This window comes from Halopenitus sp. H-Gu1 (assembly GCF_041821145.1).
In the GTDB taxonomy this organism is placed as follows: domain Archaea; phylum Halobacteriota; class Halobacteria; order Halobacteriales; family Haloferacaceae; genus Halopenitus.
In genome coordinates this window covers 1-16690 of the sequence record NZ_JBGUBC010000035.1, presented here as the reverse complement: position 1 = coordinate 16690, position 16690 = coordinate 1, and the positions used below count along the sequence as shown (strand labels likewise).

Here is a 16690-nt window from a genome sequence, read left to right as displayed (position 1 = left end):
TTTTCAGGTAACGGACGTTGGTCCGGGCGTCATTCGAACCGCCTCCCGTCACAGTCCGGGCAGTAGTGTTGTGGGTCGTGCCGAGCGTGGATGTCCCCATCCGCATCCGGGTCCCGTAGCGCTCACAGAAGCGCCTCACGGGCGGCACCCTCCGTTGTCGAGAGCGACACACTTCTGTGTGTATTCGGTTATGTAGAGTCCGCAGAATTCGCAGATCTTCGGCTCAACCTTTACCTGAGGTTCACAAACCTTTAAGCACGGTATGGGGCCGGAGGGATTTGAACCCCCGATTGACTGATATCTCCGGTTGCCTCGGTACTCCAGAACGTCGTCAACGCGGTCGATGATCAGTCGTCCGCTCGGAATATCAGTCCGGAGTTCGTCACCGGGCGTCACCTCTGGAGTCAGTCGCCATGCCTGGCTTGGCCACAGCCCCTCGTGATCCTGCATTCGAGCGTTCACCATCGGGCTCTAAAGGGGTTTCGATCGATCGGTCGATCGCTCGGGAAAACGAGGGCCGGTCGGCCCTTCGAGGCCTACTCGGCGTCCGTCTCCGCCCAGTCGCATTCCTGGCATTTGTACCCGGTCACGAATGCGGTCACGGTCGGCATGTAGCCGACCCGAATGACGTCACCGCCGCATTCGGGACACTCGCGGTCGGCGTCCTCGATCGACTCCGCCTCCAGAACCGACTCACCCTCGATCAACTCCGCGAGCCGCTCCGGCGTTACCATCCGTCCCTGGACGACGCGATTGCTCATGTGGCTACTGACGCCCCGGACCCCTAAAATACGACGGTCGGCTCATCGATCCGTTCGATCACCTAGGTTCCCGGTAGCTCTTTGCCGGTCGACTTACGAATGATGAACATGGATCTGAACGCAGTGACTGAGGAGTTCGATCGACGTGACTGGCAGACCGTAACCGAGACGGAGGACCCGATCCGGATCGCCATGGTCGGCGTCGGCTGGTGGACGCGCGAGCAGGCGATGCCGGCGGTCGCGGCCGCCGACCTCTGTGAGACGACCGTGCTCGTAAGCGGTCACCTGGAGAAAGCGGAGTCGGTCGCGGCCGACTCGGAGACGGTCGAACGCGCGATCACCTACGAGCAGTTCCACGAGGGTGCCGCCACGGACGCTTACGATGCAGTGTACGTGGTCACGCCGAACGCAAAGCACCTCCCGTTCGTCGAGACGGCCGCCTCGCTGGATAAGGACGTGCTCTGTGAGAAGCCGATGGAAGCGACGATCGATCGGGCAGAACGCATGGTTGCGGTGTGTGCGGACCACGACGTCACCCTGATGGTCGCCTACCGAATGCACACCGAGCCGGCAGTCCGTCGTGCGAAGGATCTGATCGAGGAGGGCTACGTCGGCGATCCCGTCTTCGTCCACGGGAACATGACCGAGCCGATACTCGAGTTGGTCCCGGACCCCGACCAGTGGCGGTTGGACTGGGACCTCTCGGGGGGGTGTGCGGCGATGGACATTGGAATCTATTCGCTCAACACCACCCGATTCCTGCTCGATGCCGATCCGCTGAACGTCTCCGGCTCCGTCGCCTCCGTGCAACCCGAATTCGAGGACGTTCCGGACGAACACGCCGCCTTCCAACTGGAGTTCCCGGACCACGTCGTCGCTCACTGTACGGCCAGCCAGAACGCCCACATGTCGAGTCATATCCGAGTGACCGGAACCGCAGGGGAGGTCCGTGTCGAACCGGCTTTTTACCCCTGGGACGACCGGAAGCTTCACGTCTCACACGGCGATTCCGATCTGACGATCGAGTTCGAACAGGTCGACCAGATGCAAGAGGAGTTCGAGTACTTCGCCCACTGTCTGTTGACCGACACGGAACCGTACGCGGACGGGGAACACGGTCTCGTCGACATCAAGACGATCAAATCCGTCTACGCATCCGCCGAGTCCGGTTCGGCGATAGATATCCAATAATAGCGCTGTATCCCCTCCCTACTCGCTCCCTTCGGTCGCTCGTTGAGGAAAGGGCCTTAGCGCCTGCGTTCAGGTAAAAACGAGCGGATACGAACGAGAATTATCGCCGGTGGATGAATCCGACGGCGAACGGCCTCGAAGCGAGCGTTATCAGAAGTACTCGTCGAGGTAGTCGGAGGCGTTCTCCTGGGTGACCTTGAGCCCCTCCACGGTGATCGTGTCCTCGACGTCCTCGCCAGCGAGGTGGGCCGTTCCGGTCTCTATCGCAGTCATGACCATCTCTTCGGGAAGCTGTGCGATGGTTCCGTAATACTGGTTCTCCGAGAACTCCTCGACCCACGCCTCGGTTCCATCGATGCCGGTTACCGGGACGGACATGTCGGAATTCTGAAGAGCCTGATGGACGCCCAGCGCCATTAGGTCGTTTTGACAGAACACGCCGTCGATATCATCGCCGTACTCCGTGATGTAGTCCTCCATCACGCTCAGCGCCTCCTGGGTGGAGAACTCGCCGGTCTGGCTCGCAAGACTGTTCAGCGAGTCGTTCGCGTCGACGGCGTTCTGGAACCCTTCGCCGCGGTCGTTCGTCACGCTCGCGCCCGGAGTCCCTTCCAGTTGCACCACGTCGTAGGTGTCCGCGTCGCTTTCGTCCTCCATGAATTGGAGACACAGCTCCGTGGAGCGCTGGCCGAGCTGGACGTTGTCCGATGCGACGTAGGAGACCGTCTCGCCTTCAGCGATGTTACGGTCGATCGCGACGACGGGGATGTCGGCGTCGTTGGCCTCCTCGACAGCGCTGATAATGCCCTCGGCCGTGATGGCCGAGATCAAAAGCAGGTCGACCTCGTTCGAGACCGCGGTCTCGATGTGGGACACCTGGGTGCTCTGGGTGTTGCCGGCGTCATAAAACGAGGAGTCGGAGGCGATCAGGCCCTCGTCGATGGCCTTTTCGAACGCGTTCTCCATGCGCGCGAAGAACGTGAACTCGAGCGACGGGATGGACAACGCGATCGTCGGGGGCGACTCCCCGCCTCCATTGCCGTCGCCATTTCCGTTTCCGTCGCCGTTTCCGTTTCCGTCGCCGTTTCCGTTTCCGTCGCCGTTTCCGTTTCCGTCGCCGTTTCCGCCATTCCCGCTACAGCCGGCGAGCATCGCGGTGCCCGCGATGGCTCCCGATCGGATGAACGTTCGCCTGTCGATATTTCGTGACATGCGTTGTCCAGTATCACTGCTCGCGTAAAAGAGGTGTCGCTTAAGCTGTTTATATTGACCCACCCCGTTTCGCACGGGAGAGCGTTTAACTTCGGACGTTCGCGAGCACGGCTAACATCAAGACGATCCCCTGTGCGACGAGTTGGCCCGACGGTCCCACGCCCATGAGGTTGAGACCGTTTTGCAGAACGCCGAGGATGAGGACGCCGATAAGCGTCCCCATCATATTCCCCGATCCGCCAAAGAGGTCGGCCCCACCGAGAATGACTGCAGCGATCGGCGGTAACAGCATGTTGGAACCCATCGTCGGAACGGCGCTCCCGAGACGACCCAGGGTGACGAGGCCCGCGATGGCAGCGAACAACCCCGAGATAATGAGCGTCCCCATCCGAACGGCCATGACGTTTATCCCCATCCGCTTGGCCGACTGACGATCGCCGCCGATCGCGTAGATGTACAGTCCGAATTTGGTGTACGAGAGGATGAACTGTGAGATGATCAAAAGCGCGAAGAAGACGATGACGATGCTCGGAAGACCAAGGATTTGCGACCCACCGATGGCCGTAAGCGAGTCCGGAAGGCCGGTTATCGGCCGGTTACCCGAGACGATCAGTCCGAATCCGTCCGCGAGGAACAACATCGCAAGCGTCGTCATGAACGACGGGACGCCGAACCGGGCGGTGACGTATCCGGAGATCGTCCCGATGAGTGCGCCGACCGACAACCCGATCACGATCGCCACTGGGATCGGGAGAGCGAAGCCCTCGAAGAGCCGCGCACCGACGGCGAGTGTGGCGATCGTCAACCCAGCGACCTCCATCACCTGGGCGATACTCAAGTCGATCTCCGCACAGAGGATGGGGAAGGTCACGCCGATCGCCATAATGCCGATGATCGAGACCTGCCGCAGGACGTTCATCTGGTTCCCGACGGTGAGGAACCGGTCGTTCAAAAACGAGAACGCGACGTACAGCCCGACGAGACCGATGATCGGGCCGTAGCGACCGAGACGATCCAGGGAGAGCCGGTCAGTGAGCACCTCGAAATCGACCGCCGAATGGGACATGTGACACCGATTTCCACGGCGATATATTATACCTTTGGAAGACGTCGTCATCTCACTCGATCGGCTCGCGATCTCCGGGCACGTGTCGAAATGAGAGGTGCGGACGAACGCGGGACAGAACGCTTTTATCGACACGTCATGACCTACCACTATGGAACCGGGAGACCGCCAGACGACCGATCACATCGTCGAGATGGAGAACATATCGAAGCGGTTCGGTGAGGTCGTCGCGCTCGAGGACGTTACTCTCCGGCTTCGTCGAAACGAGGTGCTCGCACTTGCGGGCGACAACGGTGCCGGCAAATCGACGCTGATCAAATGTCTCGCGGGAGCGATTCGTCCGGATTCCGGAACGATCCGGATCGAAGGGGAGGAGGTGCACATCGAATCGCCACGGGACGCCAAGCGTCGCGGGATCGAAACGACGTTTCAGGATCTGGCGATCGCCGGAAACCTCACCGTCGCACAGAACATCTTTCTCGGACGCGAACAGGTCACCGGGCCGGATTCGTTGCTCGGGATCCTCGATAAGGGTTCGATGCGCGAGCGGGCACGGGAACTACTTGAGGACCTAAATATCGACGTCGACGTCGACGCGAAGGTCTCGAACCTCTCGGGCGGAGAGCGCCAACTCGTCAGCATCTCTCGGACCCTGCTTTCCGATCCGGACATCGTCATCATGGACGAGCCGACGAGCGCACTTTCCGTCGAAGGAGCAGACCGGGTACTCGAACTCATCAACCAGATGCAAGACCAGGGGATCTCCATTATCCTGATCTCGCACAACCTCGATTACGTTCGCCGCGCAGCCGACCGGATCCAGGTCCTCTATCACGGCCACAGCGCCGGCGTCATCGACGAGACGAATGTGGACAGAGAGGACATCGTCAGCCGAATGATCGGCGGGCTTCCGGAGGAAGAACGCGGCGAAGGCGGGCAAAGCGAGGACGCAGTCAGCGCCTGATCCGTTTGTATCGACGGCAGCGATCCGATCGTTCCGAACCCGTTTTAGTCGACCCCGTGAACGCGATCGAAACTTCGAGACGAGAGATACGAGAGGTCACGTGCCGAGAGGAAGGTGACTTCCTCGATCCAGTTGAGACACTCCTCGTAGCTCGCCCAGTCGTCCATCCAGGGATAATCCGACCCAAGCAGCAATCGCTCGGGTCCGAACCACTCAAGCAGATAGCGGAGGTACTCCCACAAATCCTCGTAGGGCCAGCCCGTCTCGCTCGATCGCGGCAGTGAACTGACCTTCACGGCGACGTTTGCGTGTTCGGCGAGCGCCTCGAAGTCGGTCCACGGCTCCGTCGTGGGATCGGTCCGATCGTCGGGATACGCCATGTGGTCGACGACGATCGTGACGTCGGGATGTCGCTGCGCGAGCGTCTCGATCATCGATATCTGCTCGGCCTTCGGGAAGATGAATACCGACGTCTCCTGGCGTGCCGCCTCCGTCCAGACCGGGTCGAGATCGTCATCGAGGATCCAGTCGGCCGTTCGATCGAGTTCCGAGGGATGTTCGTCATACCGTAAACACGCGTGCATTCGGACGCCGAGCATTCGATCATGACCGACGACGCGCCGCAGATCGGCACGCACCTGTTGGGGATCGGAGCCAAAGAAGTCCATCAAACCGACGCCCCACAGACGATCGGGGTACGCCTCGAGGGACCGCATGGTGTACTCGTTCGCGCGGATCCCGCGGCCGTAAAGCGGCGGGGTAACGATAACGCCCTCGTCAACGCTTGCGGCGTCCATGTCCGCGATCAGCTCGTGGGCCGTATAGGAGCCGTTCCACCCCGGGGGGAGCGATTCGACCGACCACGGAAGTTCCGCAGTATCGGCCCCCCACGTGTGAGTGTGTGAATCAATGAATCGCATCGTCTCACTCCAGGTTGCCGCCGCCACTGACGCGGAGGATGTCGCCGACGACGTAGGACGCCCTCTCGCTGGCGAGGAACAGAACGGCGTCCGCGAGATCCTCGGGCTGACCGAGACGGCCGATCGGACGCGCCTCGCCACGCGCACGGAGGATCTCCTCCGCGGTGCGATCCGGATCCGCTGCGGCTTCCATCTCCGCTTCGTGACGGGTCTGATACGTCTCGGTTACGTCCGTCGATATTGCATTCATGCGAATGCCCTCCTCGGCGAGTTCCTGTGCCATCCGCCAGGTCAGCCCCTTGATCGCGGTCTTTGAGATGCCGTAGAGTCCAAAGGAGTCCGTCCGTCTGTCGCCGGCCTGGCTCGTGTGGTTGATGATGCTCCCCGCAACGTCATGTTCGATCATGTGTTCGGCGACGAGCTTCGAGGCGTAATACTGTGCTCGGACGTTGACGTCCATGGCTTGATCCCACTGCTCTATCGACGATTCCACGAGCGTCCCCTCACGCGGCCAGATCGCAGCGTTGTTGACGAGGAGATCGATCTCGCCGAACGCGTCGGCTGCACGCTCCACGAGACGTTCGATCTCCTGCGGGTCACCCATGTCCGCCGTAATGCCGATCACCTCGCCCGTCCCGTGCTCGGAAAGCTCTTCGGCCACTTCCCGCACATCGGATTCGGTTCGAGAGTTGACGACGACGTTCGCGTTCGCCTCGGCGAGCCCTGCCGCGATCCCACGCCCGATTCCCTTCGTCGAGCCGGTCACGATCGCGGATTCGCCACGGTAGTCGAATTCAGCATGGCCACTCATACCACGAGGCCTACTCGATCGGCGCAAAAAGAGCTACCGATGGATCCGCGGTCCCGTCACTCGCGACCCTCGACCGGGTCCCCGATCTCGACCGGATCGCCGACGGAAAGCGTCTCGCCGCGATCGGAGTCGGGAACGTCACCGATGATCATGAGCGTGTAGAAGTGATCGAACGCCTCCACGTCCGCCCAGGAGGGGAAGGTCTCCTCTCGCTTCCGAAGGAAGCGTTCGCGGAACTCGGGAGTCGGGTCGCCGGTGTCGGGATCGCGTTGGGGGACGACACACCGTCCACACGGCGTGACGCCCTCAATCCGGACGCCACCGATGTCGAGAGCCGGCGCGTCCTCGCCGACGAACCGATCCTCGAAGAATGCGGGCACGCCGGACACCTCGACGTTGGCTCGAAGCCGCCGCCGGGCGCTCTCGACCGTCATCCTCTCGAACCAGGAGGCGAGCGTCTCGAGCGTGGCCGTTGAGACGACCGAAGGACCCATCTCCCGGCGGTCGACGAACCCCAGCGAGCGATCCCGTTCGAGGGTCACCTCAAGATCGAAGACCGAGCCGAACCACCGCTCGGCTCGATCGCGTCCCTGTTCGCGATCGAGATCGAATCGGCCTCCGGCGTCGTCGCCGGCTGTGACCTCCTCGGAGGCAGCGTCCTCGCCGATCAGAGTCGCCGTCTCCGGATCGAAGTCGATCGACAGATCGTGGACGCGGGCCGTTCGTTTGCCGTTTATCACCTCGCCGTCGGAATCGAAGAGCGCGAACTCGCGGTCGTGAGCCAGCGTTCCGCCTTCGAGGATCCGTGCCGTCTCGACGTCGATCCCCGAGAGTCCCTTGATCGGATACACCCGAAGCCGCTCGAGTCGTGCCATCGGTGGCCGTTGGGGATGGGGTTGCATAGGTCTTCGCGCGAACGTCGAGTTCGGGACGGACGATCCGACGGTCGCTTGAAAGAACCGTGCCGTGTTTCTGCTCCGGCCGATCCGTTCGAACCCCCACGTAGAAGGTGAACTCCGCCAGTTCCTTGCGGTACTGCCCGATCGGGATTCGATATCGGAGCCCTCGATCGACCGGGAATCTCGCCTTAGAACCCGCTCGATCCCGCGAGGAGATGTTCGTCAACCACGTCCTCGTCGAGTTCGATTCCGAGACCGGGAGCCTCGGGAACCTCGATGCGGCCGTCGCGGATGATCGGCTCCTCGCGCACGAGCAGATCGTCCCACCAGTCGACCTCCAGAGCGTGGTACTCGAGGTAATCGAAGTTCGGGATCGCGGCGCCCAAATGGACACACGCCATCGTGCCGACCGGACTACAGACGTTGTGCGGCGAGATCGGCATGTAGTTCTCCTCGGCGCGGTCGGCGATCCGCATCGTCTCCGCGAGTCCGCCAACGGTGGTCGGATCGGGAGTCAGAATGTCCACGCCGTGTTCGTAGATCAACTCCGAGAGTTCGTGGACCCGGAATCGGTTCTCGCCGGTCGCGATCGGCGTCCGCGTCGATCCCGTTACCTCGATCTGGGCGTCCATGTTCTCCGGCGGAACGACGTCCTCAAGCCACATGAGATCGTACTCGTCGAGTTCGTGGGCCAGCCGCTTTGCGCTCTCGACCGTGTAGTCCCAGTGGCAGTCGAACGCGAGGTCGATCTCGTAGCCGATCGCATCACGGACCGCCTCCACGACCTGACGCTTATGCTCGATCGCCGCGTTGGAGAGTCGCCCGTTGTACGGATCGGGATCGTTGTCCATCGGCACGTCGAGATCGAATTTGATCGCATCGAAGCCCATCGCTGCGACGCGTTCGGCCTCCGCGGCGTACGCCTCCGGCGTGTATGCCTCCTCGTCGGCGTAGTCCGTGTAGCCGTCTTCCAGTTCGAAGGCTTCGCCGGCGTGGCAATCGGAGTAGAGGCGGACCTCGTCGCGATATTTCGACCCGAGAAGCTGGTAGACCGGGAGATCGAGGATCTTGCCCGCAACGTCCCACAAGGCGATCTCGATGCCGGAGGCCGCGGTCACGACCTTACCGGTCGTCCCCCCGTGGCCGGACATCTCCTGGACGATCCGTCTGAAGATCCGCTCGACGTCGAGGGGATTTTCGCCGATCAGAAATCGCTTCGTATACTCGATGAGTTCCGGAACGCCCCCGCCGCGATAGGCCTCGCCGATCCCCGTTACCCCCGCGTCAGTCTCGATTTTTACCAGGTTCCACTCGAAGTTCCCCTCGACAACGCAGCTTTGAATGTCAGTGATCGATACGTCTCGGCCGGCGGAGCGAGCCTCCGCGTGGTTCGAATAGTCTCTCATCCGTGTCTCACCGTACCCCCTCCCTCATCGTACGCCGGCATATAACTTGGCGTATTACTGTCGTCGCCGATCCAGCCGCGGTCGTCGACCTCCCCCGATCTGAATCAGGATCGTCCAGTTTCCAGGATCGCCCAGCGGCCTTGCCGTTAGGGAAATGCTTTCGGTCGCTCGGGCGATCCCTCTGAACGGACATGGATCTACAGATAGACGGCAACGCGGCACTCGTAACGGCCTCATCGAGCGGTCTCGGACGGGCATCGGCAAAAGCACTCGCTCGCGAAGGAGCGAACGTCGTGATCAACGGTCGCGACGAGGAGCGACTCGCGGAGGCAAAATCCGATATCGAGGAGGTGGCGACCGGCGAGGTCGTCGCCCAGCAGGGCGATCTGACCGATTCGGACGACATCAGCGCGCTCGTCGATCGAACGGTCGAGGAGTTCGGAACGATCGATCATCTCGTCACGAGTGCCGGCGGGCCCCCCTCCGGCGCGTTTCTGGACACGGACGACGAGGACTGGTATGAGGCCTACGACCTGCTCGTGATGAGCGTCGTTCGACTCGCGCGTGAGGCCGAACCCCACCTCACCGACGGCGGCGGCACCATCGTCAACATCACCTCCCGGAGCGTGAAGGAGGCGATCGACAGCCTGGTTCTCTCGAATTCCGTTCGGATGGGCGTCATCGGCCTCGAGAAGACTCTCTCGAAGGAGTTCGCGCCGGAGGTGCGTTCCAACGCCGTCCTTCCCGGCCCACACGAGACCTCCCGCATTCAGGATCTGGTCAATCAGGCGGTCGAGCGCGGCGAGTACGACACCTACGAGGAGGGACTCAAGAACTGGGCAAGCAATCCGCTGGGCCGAACCGGTGATCCGATGGAACTCGGTGACACCGTTGCGTTCCTCTCCTCGCCGCGGTCCGGATTCATCAACGGTGAGACCGTCACGATCGACGGCGGGGCCACGGGAGCGAATCTATGAATCCCATCGAGTTCGACGACGCCGAGACGTACGAGCCCGAGGAGGGCTGGCGTCGCGTCGCGCTTGCGGGCAGCGACCAGTTCAGTTTCGAGTGGTTCGAGAAGCCGCCGGGACACAGCTCGCCGATGCACGACCACGAGAACGAACAGGTTTGCGTCTGTCTGGCCGGCGAACTCACCGTCGCCACCGAGGACGAGGAGGTCGCGCTTTCGACGTACGACTCCGTGCACCTCGAGTCCAACGAGACGCACCGCGTCGAGAACACCGGCGAGGAGACCGCCATCGGGATCGACGTGTTCGCGCCGGGACGCTCCTTCGACTTCTGGACCGATCGAGAATGAGCCGAAAAACGGGTCTCGACCGATGAAGTATCTGGCACGAACCCGCGAGGGACGACCGCTGGTCGGCGATGAGGGCGGATTTTGTCCCCTCGGAGCTGCGGATCCGGATCTCGAGAGCGTTCGCGACGCGCTCTCACGGGCCGCCGACGGAACACTTCCCGGTCCGGCGGATGCGACCGCGGACCGGATCGATGCCGACGACATCGCGTTTGCCCCGCCGCTTGAACGCTTCGGGAAGTTATGGGGGATCGGGTTGAACTATCTCGAACACGCCGGCGATCTCGACGAGGATCGGCCGGTGGAGCCCGCGAGCTTCCTCAAGCCGTCCAGCGTCCTCACGGGTCCGGGCGGACCGATACGTCTCCCGCCGACCGACCAGAGCGACCGCGTGACCGCCGAGGCGGAGCTTGCGGTCCTGATCGGTCGCGAGTGTCACTCCGTGGACGAGGAGTCAGTCGACGACGTAATCGCCGGCTTCCTCCCGGTCATCGACATGACCGCTGAGGACGTCCTCCAGCGGAACCCACGATTCCTCACCCGCGCGAAGAGCTACGACACGTTCCTCGTCGTCGGCTCGGCGATCGCGGTTCCGGAGGAGCCGATCGATCTCGCCGACATACGCGTCCAAACGGTGGTCAACGACGAGGTCGCCGCCGAAAACGAGGTTCGAAACATGGCCTTCCCGCCGCGAGAGATCGTCTCGTTCCACTCGGAGGTAATGACCCTGCGTCCCGGCGACCTCTTCAGCACGGGCACGCCGGGTGCAGAACCGATCGAGCCGGGAGACGACGTTCGCTCCGTCGTCGAGTCGATCGGGACGGTCGACGCGTCGGTCACCCGCTAGTCGGTACTATCCACATCGTGGAGTCCTGCGCCGAAAGGCGCAGGAGGAAGTCACCCGTCGCCGCTACCCCGATCGGTCGGGTCACTCCCCGCCTTCACTCTCGCCGCTGAGAGCCGTCTCGAGACGCTCGATCAGCGATTCGTTGCCGACGTGCAGCGGGATCCGCTGGTGGAGATCGTCCGGTTCAACATCGAGGATCCGTCGACTCCCATCGGAGGCCGCACCGCCGGCTCGTTCGATGATGAAGGCGATCGGGTTCGCCTCGAACTGAAGTCGAAGCTTCCCGTTGGGAGCGTCTCTGAGGGCGGGGTACGCGAAGATACCGCCGTAGGTGAGCACCTGGTTGACGTCGCCGACCATCGCGCCGCCGTATCGGAGCTTTAGTTCCGATTCGATGCGGCGTGCGTACTCCCGGAAGCCATCGGTCCAGTCGGGGACGCGGCCGCCGAAGCCGTAGACGGTCGGGTCGTCGGGGATCGTGATCGATTCGTCGACGATCGTCCGGTCGACGCCCATTCGATCGGCTTCCGGCCGGTCGATCGAGGACGAACCGGTTCGATCAGTCGCCGATTCGTCCTCGCTCCGTGTGATGACCTCCTCGCGAACGCCGTCGTCGGTCGCGACGATCATCGTGGTGATCGGTCCATAGAGGACGTACCCGGCGGCTATCAGATCGCGACCGGCCGCCGGAAGCGCTCCGTCGTAGACGCCGAGGACGGTTCCCATCACGTTGTTCGACCGGAGATTCGAGGACCCGTCGAGGGGATCCACGGCGACGCCGTAACCGGAATCGGATCCGACGTCCACGACGTCCGTCCGCTCCTCGCTGGCGTACCAGCCGACGCCGTCGATCGCCGAGATCCGCGCTTCGAGCAGTTCGTCGGCGTACACGTCGGCGGCCATCACCGTCTCGCCGGAGGGATTGCTCGCCCCGCTTTCGACGCGCCGACCCGGCAATGACGCACGGATCTCAGGAGCGGTCGCCGTGACGACGTCGAACACCGATTCGACGATTTCGTCGGCGCGCTCGGACCCGGACATCACTCGCTGTCCCTTCGACGGAGCGCCTCGGTCGCCGAGCGCTCCTCGAAGATGACGTCCTCGAGCGCGTCCAGGATCTCGATCGGGTTCTCACGCTGGAAGACGTTGCGGCCGACCGCGAGGCCCTTCGCGCCGGCGTCGATGGCCGACTCGACGGTCTCGAGGAACTTCCGGTCGTCCGTCTTCGAACCGCCGGACATGATGACCTTCGTGGGGCCCGCCATCCCAACGGCCTCGGCCATCCCCTCGGCGGAGCCGGGGTATTTGACCTTGGCGACGTCGGCACCCAGTTCGAGCCCCTGTCTGGCCGCGTAGGCGATCGTCTCCGGGCTCGTGTCGTCCTTGACGCCCTGGCCACGGGGATACGACCACATCACGACGCCGAGATCGTGTTCGCGGGCGTCCTCGTGTGCCTCGCGGAACTCCTCGGCCAATTCGACCTCGTGGTTGGAGCCGCCATACAGCGTGAACCCGACCGCGTCCGCGCCGAGTTCGGCCGCGTACTCGACTGAACAGTTGACTGCGGTGTCGGGTTCGCCCATCCAGAGATTGGAGGTGCCGTTGAGCTTCAACAGCAACGTCACGTCCTCGGCATAGTCGGGATAGTACGCCTCCGCAAGTCCCTTTTGAACCGCAAGCGCAGTGACCGCGTCGTGGGTCGCGAGATCGAAGATCCGCTCGGGATCCGCCGTCTCCGGGTTCGGTTCGAAGTCGACGGGGCCGTGCTCCAGTCCGTGGTCATACGCGAGAATCAGGACCTTCCCGTCTCGCGTGATGGCATCCGCCGCATTCTGTTTCATCGTTTCGCATTCCGGTAACGACCATCAAAAATACTGCGGTACCGCCGCTCCCGACATCACCATCCGCCCACCAGCTGTGAGGCATGCGTCAGAAAAACTGATTCGCTGGTGAGCGCGAAACGAGGGTCACTCGGTCGCTCGCCGAGCCGCTTCGTGCCACCGTTCGACCCGATCCGGATCGATCGATAACACGTCGGCCACGTGTTCGGGATCTGCGGTTGCGAGGCTCCGAACCGACGTGATCCCGGCTTCCGCAAGAACGTCCGCGTCCGTCTCCTCGACCGGGGCGAGCTCGATCGTCGGCGTGGGCCGCGATCGATCGCACCAGGCCGACTCCGCGGAAACGGGGTCACCGCTTCCGTCGGCCGCCGCCTCGGTTTGCAAACCGGTTTCGGACCCGGCCCCACCGTCCCGTTTCGGGCTCGCCTCCGTCTCCCCGTCGGCCTCGCTATCGCGATCGACCGTTTGGCTCCAATCGCCCGAGGAAGCTGCGATCCACTCGGCCTCGTCGCTGCCAAGGCTTCGGATCTGAGTCGAGCGCCTCCGTAGCCCCTCACCGGCTTCAAAGGACCACGAAAGCGAATGCTCGCGGCGGATCTTCGCGGCCACGCCTGGGTTGACGCCCGCCTCAACGAGAGTCCGGTAGGCGACCCGCTTCGAGCGGACGTCCTCGGCGTCAATTCCTGCCGTGGCGAGGACTTCGTCGGTCGCGGGGCCGATCCACCGCAGGTCGGTCCGCTCGAGATCACCGTCGGGGGCGGCGGAATCCGAATTCGAACCGGAACCGGAATTGGCGGAATCGCCGTCGATGAGATCGGTATCTGACACGAACGGGGTCACCGGATACCGACGCGTTTGCGGATCAGGGACTTGAATGTTTCTCCGCCAGTCGGATCGTTGACGAGTCCGTGCCCGCCACACTTACCCTCCGCCCGACGTACGATGGCGTATGCACGAACTCGACGATGTCGACGCAGTCGGGGTGATCGGTGCCGGAACGATGGGCGGTGGGATCGCACAGGTCGCGGCGACGGCCGGCTACGAGGTCGTCGTTCGCGATGTCGAGACCGAATACCTCGACCGTGGACTCGAACGCATCGACTCGAGTCTCGATCGACTCGCCGATCGGGGGTCGCTCGAGGAGGACCCGGCGGCGGTTCGCGAGCGGATCGCGACGACGACCGATCTCGACGAGCTTGCCGACGTCGATCTTACGATCGAGGCGGTGATAGAGGATCTCGACGTCAAACGAGACGTCTTCGCGGATCTCGACGGGATCGTGGGCCCGGACGTTCCGATGGCGACGAACACGTCCACGCTTTCGGTCACGGCCATCGCGAGCGCGACCGACCGTCCGGCGTCGGTCGTCGGTCTCCACTTTATGAACCCCGTCCCGATAATGGAGGGTGTAGAGGTCGTTCGTGGCGAACGGACGGGCGCGGACGTTCTCGAATTCGCCCACGCGTTCGCCGAGGACCTCGGGAAGACCACCTGGGAGTCGGCGGACAAACCGGGATTCGTCACGAACCGTATTCTGATGCCGTGGATAAACGAGGGCATCCGCGCCTACGACGAGGGGGTCGCCTCCAAGGAGGACATCGACGCCGGAATGCGGCTCGGAACCAACGTGCCGATGGGTCCGCTCGAACTGGCCGACCGGATCGGACTCGACGTCGTCCTCGCCGCGAGCGAGACCCTTCGTGAGGAACTTGGCGATCGGTACACGCCGGCGTACCTGCTGAAACGAAAGGTCGAGGCCGGCGATCTCGGCCGAAAATCCGGTCGCGGCTTCTACGAGTACGAGCGGGACGAACGCTGATCCGGTCGAATGGACCGCGAGCGTTGCACCAGACGGTCAGGATCGACCATCATCGCTTGCGGTCCACCGACCGGCTCCGGGAACGATCGCCGTCAACTTGCGAACGTAGCCGAACTTGAACAGGCCGATCTGAGAGAGGACGCCGAGGACGAATATTGCAAGGAACATCGGTGCAGTCGGATCGAACGAAAGCGGATCGAGCGCGATCGGGTCCGTGGCCGCCGTGAAGTCGGCCGGGGTCAACGACCGGGAGGCGAACGCGGCGCCGATGAACGCGCTCGAAAACACGAGGGTAGTCCGGGTGAGCACGAATCCGACGACCGCCCCGACCGCCATGCCCGCGAGCGTTGCGCCCGCGAGAAACAGGGTCCCCTCGACGTAGAACGGACCGACGACGAGGCGGCCGACGAACGCACCGACCACGGCGCCGATACCGAGAACGGCGAACGAGAGCCCCGCATACGCGAGGAACGCGCCGATCGCCCCGCCGATGATCACCGCCGCGGCCGACAGGAGGAGTCCCTCGGCGGCGAGGACTCCTGCGAGGTTCGGTGCGGCGAGGTAGCCGACCCCCGCGCCGATCAGGAATCCGGTGAGCGTGACCGTATAAACCGAGACGGCAGCGCCCACGAAGGCCAACAGTAATCCGATCAGGACGACTCCGACGTCCATCGCTTCGATCGCAACCATACGCACCGGGTTCGGTCGCCATCCCATAAAAACCCGATCACGAGTCGAGTTCCCGTTCGACGAACTCAACCAGGATTCCCCCGGTCGAGCGCGGATGGAGAAACGCCACTTCGTGTCCCCATGCCCCCTGACGGGGAGCCTCATCGACGGGGTCGACGCCGAGATCACGAGCTCGATCGATCGCGGCGGCGACGTCCGGCGTCGCCAACGCGACGTGATGAAGGCCCGGACCTTCTCGGTCGAGATAGTCCGCTATCGGACCGCCCTCGTGCGGTTCCAGCAGCTCGAAGTAGGTTCCATCGGAAAGCTCCAGGAACACGACCCGCATGCCGTCGAACCGCTCTTCGTGTGCGATCGGTGCCGCGAGCAGATCATCGAAAAGCTTCGCGAGATCGCCGGCCTCCCGTGTCGCGATCCCGACGTGATCGAACTCCATGAACGATCGGCCGCGGCCGACCCTGTAAAAACCGTCGCCGAAAGGAGACCGAGATCAACCGTCGGAGCCGGTCAATGACCGATCGAGTACTGATCGAGTACCGATCGACAATCCAGTCAATTATCCGATCAGCCGCTCCATTCGCCGCCCATGTCTCCAGCGACGTTCTCGCGCCACTCGTCGAATCCTGCCTCGCACGCGTCGTTGTCCGAGAGATGATCGATGAATCCTGCACCGGGATCCGAAAGTGCCGTGCCGCAGAACGGACAATCGCTCGGGTCGCTCCAGTTCGGTATCGGGGTCGGGGATGGATCGGTTGACATATTCATATGCATGTCTTCCAGGAACTTATAATTTTACATTAAGCCAATATATGATCGGAGATGGCAAAAATTTAGGAACCAGTTTGGTATAAAATGAACTAAACATAGTGTGTATCTGGATATTAGAATTAGATGTTAAACACTACATTGCGCCTCTCTTTGATGATCGATCGGGTTGGAATCGCGTTT

At 62.7% G+C, this 16690-nt stretch carries 19 protein-coding genes and 1 tRNA gene; 6 read left to right on the top strand and 14 right to left on the bottom strand.

All coding sequences use genetic code 11. The features are described from left to right. Window positions 1-263: 263 nt before the first annotated feature. Window positions 264-436: transfer RNA gene (locus ACERIT_RS15360), tRNA-Trp, on the bottom strand. 100 nt (window positions 437-536) lie between these two features. Further along, window positions 537-761: a DUF5795 family protein gene (locus tag ACERIT_RS15355; RefSeq protein ID WP_373675739.1), complete on the bottom strand. Its 225-nt coding sequence runs from the start codon at window positions 759-761 to the stop codon at window positions 537-539. A gap of 108 nt (window positions 762-869) precedes the next feature. On the opposite strand from ACERIT_RS15355, the gene gfo6 reads away from it, so the two are divergent. Further along, window positions 870-1952 carry a D-xylose 1-dehydrogenase Gfo6 gene (gene gfo6, locus ACERIT_RS15350; RefSeq protein ID WP_373675738.1) on the top strand — a complete coding sequence of 361 codons (1083 nt, stop codon included), beginning with the start codon at window positions 870-872 and terminating at the stop codon, window positions 1950-1952. A gap of 150 nt (window positions 1953-2102) precedes the next feature. Here gfo6 and ACERIT_RS15345 read toward each other — a convergent pair whose 3' ends face one another. Beyond that, entirely contained in the window at window positions 2103-3164 is a 1062-nt protein-coding gene (locus ACERIT_RS15345; RefSeq protein WP_373675737.1) for a substrate-binding domain-containing protein, read from the bottom strand. Window positions 3165-3249: 85 nt separating this feature from the next. Beyond that, window positions 3250-4230, bottom strand: coding sequence for an ABC transporter permease (locus ACERIT_RS15340; RefSeq protein WP_373675736.1), 981 nt, complete (start codon window positions 4228-4230; stop codon window positions 3250-3252). 151 nt (window positions 4231-4381) lie between these two features. Here ACERIT_RS15340 and ACERIT_RS15335 point away from each other — a divergent pair, with 151 nt between their 5' ends. Further along, window positions 4382-5194 carry an ATP-binding cassette domain-containing protein gene (locus ACERIT_RS15335; protein ID WP_373675735.1) on the top strand — a complete coding sequence of 271 codons (813 nt, stop codon included), beginning with the start codon at window positions 4382-4384 and terminating at the stop codon, window positions 5192-5194. A 44-nt stretch (window positions 5195-5238) separates the two neighbouring features. Here ACERIT_RS15335 and ACERIT_RS15330 read toward each other — a convergent pair whose 3' ends face one another. The 4 genes from ACERIT_RS15330 to ACERIT_RS15315 form a co-directional block, all read right to left on the bottom strand. Continuing rightward, complete coding sequence (locus ACERIT_RS15330) at window positions 5239-6114, bottom strand: amidohydrolase (RefSeq protein ID WP_373675734.1); 876 nt, start codon at window positions 6112-6114, stop codon at window positions 5239-5241. A 4-nt stretch (window positions 6115-6118) separates the two neighbouring features. After that, window positions 6119-6925, bottom strand: a complete 807-nt coding sequence (locus tag ACERIT_RS15325; RefSeq protein ID WP_373675733.1) for an SDR family NAD(P)-dependent oxidoreductase — start codon at window positions 6923-6925, stop codon at window positions 6119-6121. Window positions 6926-6981: 56 nt separating this feature from the next. Beyond that, window positions 6982-7800, bottom strand: a complete 819-nt coding sequence (locus ACERIT_RS15320; RefSeq protein WP_373675732.1) for an MOSC domain-containing protein — start codon at window positions 7798-7800, stop codon at window positions 6982-6984. 212 nt (window positions 7801-8012) lie between these two features. Further along, entirely contained in the window at window positions 8013-9230 is a 1218-nt protein-coding gene (locus ACERIT_RS15315; RefSeq protein ID WP_373675731.1) for a mandelate racemase/muconate lactonizing enzyme family protein, read from the bottom strand. Between the two features lie 191 nt (window positions 9231-9421). Between ACERIT_RS15315 and ACERIT_RS15310 the strand changes: the two genes are divergently transcribed. The 3 genes from ACERIT_RS15310 to ACERIT_RS15300 are packed head-to-tail and all read left to right on the top strand — an operon-like array spanning window position 9422 to window position 11392. Then, window positions 9422-10207 carry an SDR family oxidoreductase gene (locus ACERIT_RS15310; RefSeq protein ID WP_373675730.1) on the top strand — a complete coding sequence of 262 codons (786 nt, stop codon included), beginning with the start codon at window positions 9422-9424 and terminating at the stop codon, window positions 10205-10207. Next, window positions 10204-10548, top strand: coding sequence for a cupin domain-containing protein (locus ACERIT_RS15305; RefSeq protein ID WP_373675729.1), 345 nt, complete (start codon window positions 10204-10206; stop codon window positions 10546-10548). Before ACERIT_RS15310 ends, ACERIT_RS15305 begins: the two co-directional genes overlap by 4 nt. A 22-nt stretch (window positions 10549-10570) precedes the next feature. Further along, a complete protein-coding gene (locus ACERIT_RS15300) occupies window positions 10571-11392 on the top strand; it encodes a fumarylacetoacetate hydrolase family protein (RefSeq protein ID WP_373675728.1) in 822 nt (273 codons plus the stop codon). A gap of 81 nt (window positions 11393-11473) precedes the next feature. Here the strand turns inward: ACERIT_RS15300 and ACERIT_RS15295 are convergent, their stop codons facing one another. From ACERIT_RS15295 to ACERIT_RS15285, 3 genes are all read right to left on the bottom strand, one after another. Further along, complete coding sequence (locus ACERIT_RS15295; RefSeq protein ID WP_373675727.1) at window positions 11474-12433, bottom strand: class 1 fructose-bisphosphatase; 960 nt, start codon at window positions 12431-12433, stop codon at window positions 11474-11476. Further along, window positions 12433-13233 carry a class I fructose-bisphosphate aldolase gene (locus tag ACERIT_RS15290; RefSeq protein WP_373675726.1) on the bottom strand — a complete coding sequence of 267 codons (801 nt, stop codon included), beginning with the start codon at window positions 13231-13233 and terminating at the stop codon, window positions 12433-12435. Before ACERIT_RS15290 ends, ACERIT_RS15295 begins: the two co-directional genes overlap by 1 nt. Window positions 13234-13359: 126 nt before the next feature. After that, the gene (locus tag ACERIT_RS15285) at window positions 13360-14061 is read right to left on the bottom strand and encodes a helix-hairpin-helix domain-containing protein (RefSeq protein WP_373675725.1); all 702 of its coding nucleotides are present in this window, start codon (window positions 14059-14061) and stop codon (window positions 13360-13362) included. A 121-nt stretch (window positions 14062-14182) separates the two neighbouring features. Here ACERIT_RS15285 and ACERIT_RS15280 point away from each other — a divergent pair, with 121 nt between their 5' ends. Next, on the top strand, window positions 14183-15052 hold the full coding sequence (locus ACERIT_RS15280) for a 3-hydroxyacyl-CoA dehydrogenase family protein (RefSeq protein WP_373675724.1): 870 nt from the start codon (window positions 14183-14185) through the stop codon (window positions 15050-15052). 36 nt (window positions 15053-15088) lie between these two features. On the opposite strand, the gene ACERIT_RS15275 is transcribed toward ACERIT_RS15280, so the two are convergent. From ACERIT_RS15275 to ACERIT_RS15265, 3 genes are all read right to left on the bottom strand, one after another. After that, a complete protein-coding gene (locus tag ACERIT_RS15275) occupies window positions 15089-15742 on the bottom strand; it encodes a phosphate ABC transporter permease (RefSeq protein WP_373675723.1) in 654 nt (217 codons plus the stop codon). A 37-nt stretch (window positions 15743-15779) separates the two neighbouring features. Further along, window positions 15780-16178, bottom strand: coding sequence for a methylmalonyl-CoA epimerase (mce, locus tag ACERIT_RS15270; RefSeq protein ID WP_373675722.1), 399 nt, complete (start codon window positions 16176-16178; stop codon window positions 15780-15782). Between the two features lie 128 nt (window positions 16179-16306). Continuing rightward, on the bottom strand, window positions 16307-16501 hold the full coding sequence (locus ACERIT_RS15265) for a hypothetical protein (protein ID WP_373675721.1): 195 nt from the start codon (window positions 16499-16501) through the stop codon (window positions 16307-16309). Window positions 16502-16690 lie beyond the last annotated feature (189 nt).